General features: G+C 71.4%; 4 protein-coding genes, 1 pseudogene and 1 riboswitch. Of the genes and pseudogenes, 1 reads left to right on the top strand and 4 read right to left on the bottom strand.

Features of this window, described 5'->3' with window-relative positions; all coding sequences use genetic code 11:
* Positions 1-686, bottom strand: a pseudogene (locus AC08ON_RS05610) (serine/threonine protein phosphatase); the annotation flags it as partial.
* A 439-nt stretch (positions 687-1,125) separates the two neighbouring features.
* Positions 1,126-1,398 (bottom strand): hypothetical protein, encoded by a 273-nt coding sequence (locus AC08ON_RS05615; protein ID WP_476606667.1) that lies wholly within the window; start codon positions 1,396-1,398, stop codon positions 1,126-1,128.
* Positions 1,399-1,689: 291 nt separating this feature from the next.
* Between AC08ON_RS05615 and rlmB the strand changes: the two genes are divergently transcribed.
* Entirely contained in the window at positions 1,690-2,781 is a 1,092-nt protein-coding gene (gene rlmB, locus AC08ON_RS05620) for a 23S rRNA (guanosine(2251)-2'-O)-methyltransferase RlmB (protein WP_476606666.1), read from the top strand.
* 205 nt (positions 2,782-2,986) lie between these two features.
* On the opposite strand, the gene AC08ON_RS05625 is transcribed toward rlmB, so the two are convergent.
* On the bottom strand, positions 2,987-3,367 hold the full coding sequence (locus AC08ON_RS05625; protein WP_476606665.1) for a transglycosylase family protein: 381 nt from the start codon (positions 3,365-3,367) through the stop codon (positions 2,987-2,989).
* 2 nt (positions 3,368-3,369) lie between these two features.
* Positions 3,370-3,545: riboswitch (cyclic di-AMP (ydaO/yuaA leader) on the bottom strand.
* 489 nt (positions 3,546-4,034) lie between these two features.
* On the bottom strand, positions 4,035-4,365 hold a 331-nt coding region (locus AC08ON_RS05630), incomplete at its 5' end, for a peptide deformylase (protein ID WP_476616570.1).

Raw genomic sequence — 4,365 nt, forward strand, 5'->3', positions numbered from 1 at the left:
GGGGTCGGCGGGGTGACGATGGCCGCGGCGAACGTGCACGACGGCGCCATCCGCCCCTCGGCCGCGCTGAGTTGGGCGATGGTCGCCTGGGCCGCGTCGACGGCGGCGTGCAGCGCGGCCTCGGCGTCCTCCGGGGAGAACCCGCCGACGACCGCGCGGGGCGATGTTCGCGGCTTCTTGTAGTCGGCATACGACGGTTCGAGGATGTCGAGCATCTCCTCGGCCCGGCTGACGCCGCGCGACGGGCGGGTGCCGTGGTGGACGGGGCGCCCCGGGCCGTGGGCACGCACCGCATCCGCGAGGACGGCCATGGCGGCGGTCGCCGCGGCGGCCGAGGCCTGCCCGGAGCCCGGAGTGGTCGATACGCCGTCACACACCACCGCGATCAGCGTGCCGTACACGACGGCCAGGCCCATGGCGTCCTCGTTGGTGGTGTGCCGGACGCCGCGGTCGCACACGCCGGCGAGCTGGCCGAGGTCGACCTCGCTGTGGTCGGCGTCGCCGTGGCCGGGGTTCGGACCCTCCAGCCCGTGACCACAGACCTCGCAGTACCGGTCGTCGGTATACACCGGTGCCGCGCACACCGGGCAGCGACCCAGGTCGTCGTCGAGTTCGAACGGCCCGCTCCCGGTGATCTGGTAGGCGACCGTGGGGGCGTCGTCATGCGGGTTGAGGTCCACCGTCATGCCGCCGGGAGAAAGCGGACGCGGCCGGAAACAGCCGGGAGAACGCATGCGGGCGGTGTGCGCAGAGCCATGTGCTGGGTGCCTCCTGCCCCTGACGATCGGGTCGCTGACGGCCGGATCGTCGATGCTCGCCGTGGCCGTCTCGGGACACCGACGGCGCGCGCCCGATGATCGGCCGAAGTGGTCGCACTCGTCGAGCTGGTCATCACACATTCATGAAGACGTATTCTCCCAGCTTCCCCCACGGCACGTCGAGGGTGTAGATCGCCGTGCCGGCGACCTGATCCGACGCGCCCGCCATCGTCGGCGGGCGACCCTAAAAGAGCGTAAAGGCCGGGGGTGGATGGTGGCAGGGCCCCCGCATCCCGGGGAACCCCGGGCCTGCTGATCGGCGTGGTCACGCGGCCGCCGCTCATGACCCGCACCTCCGCTCGCGTCGTCACGTCGTCTCCCCGGGTCCGCCTGGGCCGCCTGGGCCGCCGGGCCGGGAGGTGGCGCTCAACGTTCTATGCCGGGCATTCTCCAGGAATGTCACCGCCGCGGCGGTGACACCGCCAGGTCGGGGAGCACACCCGCCGAACGCCCGCGGCGGCGTGCCGCGCGGCCCGGCCGCCGTGACGAGCGCGGTACCGTAGGCCTCCACTCCGCCGAGCATGGTGAGACTGGCATCGAGATCGTCGATGTTGATCAGGTGGCACCCCGCCTTCGCCATGGGTCACCACCGGTCTTCGGCCCGCGACCACCCGGCGGCGGGTGGAAGAACGATGCGCACCTGACCCTCCTGACGCCGGTGAGGAGCGGCCGGACCACATCAGGTCGGGCCGTGGGCCTGCCGGCCCTCAGGATAGGGCGCCGGATCCCCGGAAACGGCCATGTCGAGGTATGCCCATGGCAGAGCTCCTCCGCCGAGTTCCTGCCGAGCGCGCCCCGACACGGCGGTGTCGTCCGCCGTATACCGTGGTCACATGGTCATTCCCCGGGCGTGTAATGGTCGGTGGTCCTGATGGCCGGTGCCGCTCGCCGGGACAGCGGGATCGCCCGCGGCGGTCAGGGCGGTCGGGCCGCCAAGGCCGGTTCCCACCGCAAGGGGGCCTCCACGGGCAGCGGCGGTCACGGCCGCAAGGCGCTGGAGGGCCGTGGGGCCACTCCGCCCGCGCAGCTGCGCCCCGGCCATCCCGCCCAGCGTCGTGCGGCGGCGGCTGCTGCGGCCCGTTCCGCCTCGGCCGGAGCCGAGCGGAGTCGAGCGGCCGCCGGCCGGCGCGGGGATGGTGGCCGCGCCGTCGCAGCTGCGGCCACCACCGGGCCGAGCGCCGTGGGGGGTTCCGCGGGGGCCGGGCGCCCACGGCGGACCGAGGGCGACGAGCTGGTGGTCGGGCGCAACGCGGTGGTCGAGGCGCTGCGGGCCGGGGTACCGTCGTCGACCCTTTTCATCGCCGGCGGGCTGGACTTCGACGAGCGGCTCGCCGACGCCCGCCGGCTCGCCGGGCGGGCCGGGATCGCCGTGGCCGACGTCGGCCGCACGGATCTCGACCGGATGTGTGGCACCGCTCCGCATCAGGGTCTCGCCCTCGTGGTACCGCCGTTCCGGTATGCCCATCCGGATGATCTCCTCGCCCGCGCGCGCTCGTCTCCGCCGGGTCTGCTGGTGGCGTTGGACGGGGTCACCGATCCTCGCAACCTCGGGGCCGTGGTGCGCTCGGCCGCCGCCTTCGGTGCCCACGGCGTCGTCGTCCCGGAGCGTAGGGCCGCCGGCGTGACCGCCGCGGCCTGGAAGACCTCGGCGGGGGCTGCCGCCCGGCTGCCGGTGGCGCGCGCCACCAACCTCGCCCGCACGCTCGTCTCCTACGCGGCGGGCGGCCAGTTCGTTGTCGGTCTGGCCGCGGACGGTGAAGTGAGCATCGACGAGCTCACGATGGCGACCGACCCCCTCGTCCTGGTGATCGGTTCCGAGGGATGCGGGTTGTCCAGGCTGGTCGAGCAGCGCTGCGACGTGAGGGTCCGGATCCCCATGGCGGGTGCGGTGGAGTCCCTCAACGCGGGGGTGGCCGCCGGGATCACGCTGGCCGAGATCGCCCGCCGCCGTCGGATCGGCTGAGCCGGCCGATCGGTGGGTCCGCCGGGTCTCCGCCGGGCGGGGCCGCGGAAGTTGAGCTGGCCGACGTCGCCGTGACCGGGAAACCGTGACCGGGAAACGTAGCGTGCAGCCCCGTGTCCCGTCCGGGACACGGGGCTGCTGGCCGCGCGCCGATCAGTACCTGCCGGGCGTGGACGGTGAAGGCTGGTGCGGGAAGCCGGGCAGCTCAGATCTTGTGACCCCAGCACGGCTTCGAGGCGTACCAGGGGCTCGTCCCCTGCTGGGCGTACAGGATGCGGGCGCGCTGCCACTGCTCGGCGACGCTGGCGTGCTGCGGCAGACCCTTGCCGCCGACCCCGCGCCAGGTGCTGGGCAGAAACTGGAACAACCCGCCGGCGCCGATGGAGTTGACCGCGCGGGGGTTCCCCCCGGACTCACACGGGATCACCTTGGAGAGGAAGTGGTCGGCGTTCGTCGACGCGCTGGCCGGTTGGGACAGCGCGAGGCCACCGCCGATCGAGGCCGCGAGAGTGGTGGCGGCGATCAAGGCCCGGGAACCGAGCCTGATGCGGTTGAGGCCACGAGCGAGCGAACGAGCGTTGGACATTGAGTTGCCCTTCCCCACGCCTGCGAGGTGAGCTGTCGGGTTCGGGCTGGGAATGCCCGGCCGCGCATCGCGGCTTCACCCCGAGGACGTCTTTTATCGGCGCCCGGAATTGGTTCCCCCGCTCCTGCCAAAGGTTTGATTCTCGTCGAGCGGGGGCAGGATTCGGCGTGCCGCCCGACGCATGCCATCAGGTGACGGCACGGCAACGAACATAGCTGAGAGTGACCCGGGGAAAACAAGAGTACGTGAGGATGCACACAGTGCACCCCACTTACTTGTCCCGATCTTTTTAATGGTGTTTCGCGCCCGCGTGCGCGCCCGATCCTAGAGGTTGTTCAGTGGGCTGAAAATCCCCAGTTCGTGGCTGGGTCGTCACGCTGACGGTAAACAATAAGCGATGCGTGGAGAATCTGTTCCGCCGCGTGGCGATCGAGCCTCCACTACCCGCTGCCGGCAGTCTCCAACCAGGTTCCGAAAAAATCTGTGTCGACGTTCCGGCGGACCCGCACCTATCGCCTGCTTTCCGGACTATACGGCACGAGGGAACCATGTCATATGTCGGATCTACCAGTCCGTGTCGGACACCCGGTCCCGGCGCTGCGCCGTCGGCACGTCGGCACGTCGGCATGCCGCCACGCCGCCCGCGGGGCGGGTGCGTTCGGGCTGGTCAGCGGTTGTAGGACCAGGCCGAGCCGGTACCCCGGTACTGCTCCACCGGGATCGGTGTGGTTCCGGCCCGCATCCGATCCGTGTAGAGCTGACCGTGCAGGTGATCGATCTCGTGAGCGACGAGCCGCGCCAGCCCCTGCCGATAGACGGTGATGTGCCGGTTGCCATCGATATCGGTGTGTTCGACGTGCAGCTCCAGCGGCCGGGGGACGAGGCCACGGACGTCGAAGAAGCTCAGGCAGCCCTCGTACTGCTCGTCAGTCTCCCGGGAGGTCTCGATGACGTTGGGGTTGAGCAGCGTGAGCGTGTCGCCGCCCGCGGTACGCACG

It is taken from the genome of Frankia sp. CoWAU3, from assembly GCF_977971855.1.

Coding starts and splice junctions, on each gene's coding strand:
- AC08ON_RS05615 (WP_476606667.1), bottom strand. CDS start 1,398: ATGGCGAAGGCGGGGTGCCACCTGATCAACATCGACGATCTCGATGCC.
- rlmB (WP_476606666.1), top strand. CDS start 1,690: ATGGCCGGTGCCGCTCGCCGGGACAGCGGGATCGCCCGCGGCGGTCAG.
- AC08ON_RS05625 (WP_476606665.1), bottom strand. CDS start 3,367: ATGTCCAACGCTCGTTCGCTCGCTCGTGGCCTCAACCGCATCAGGCTC.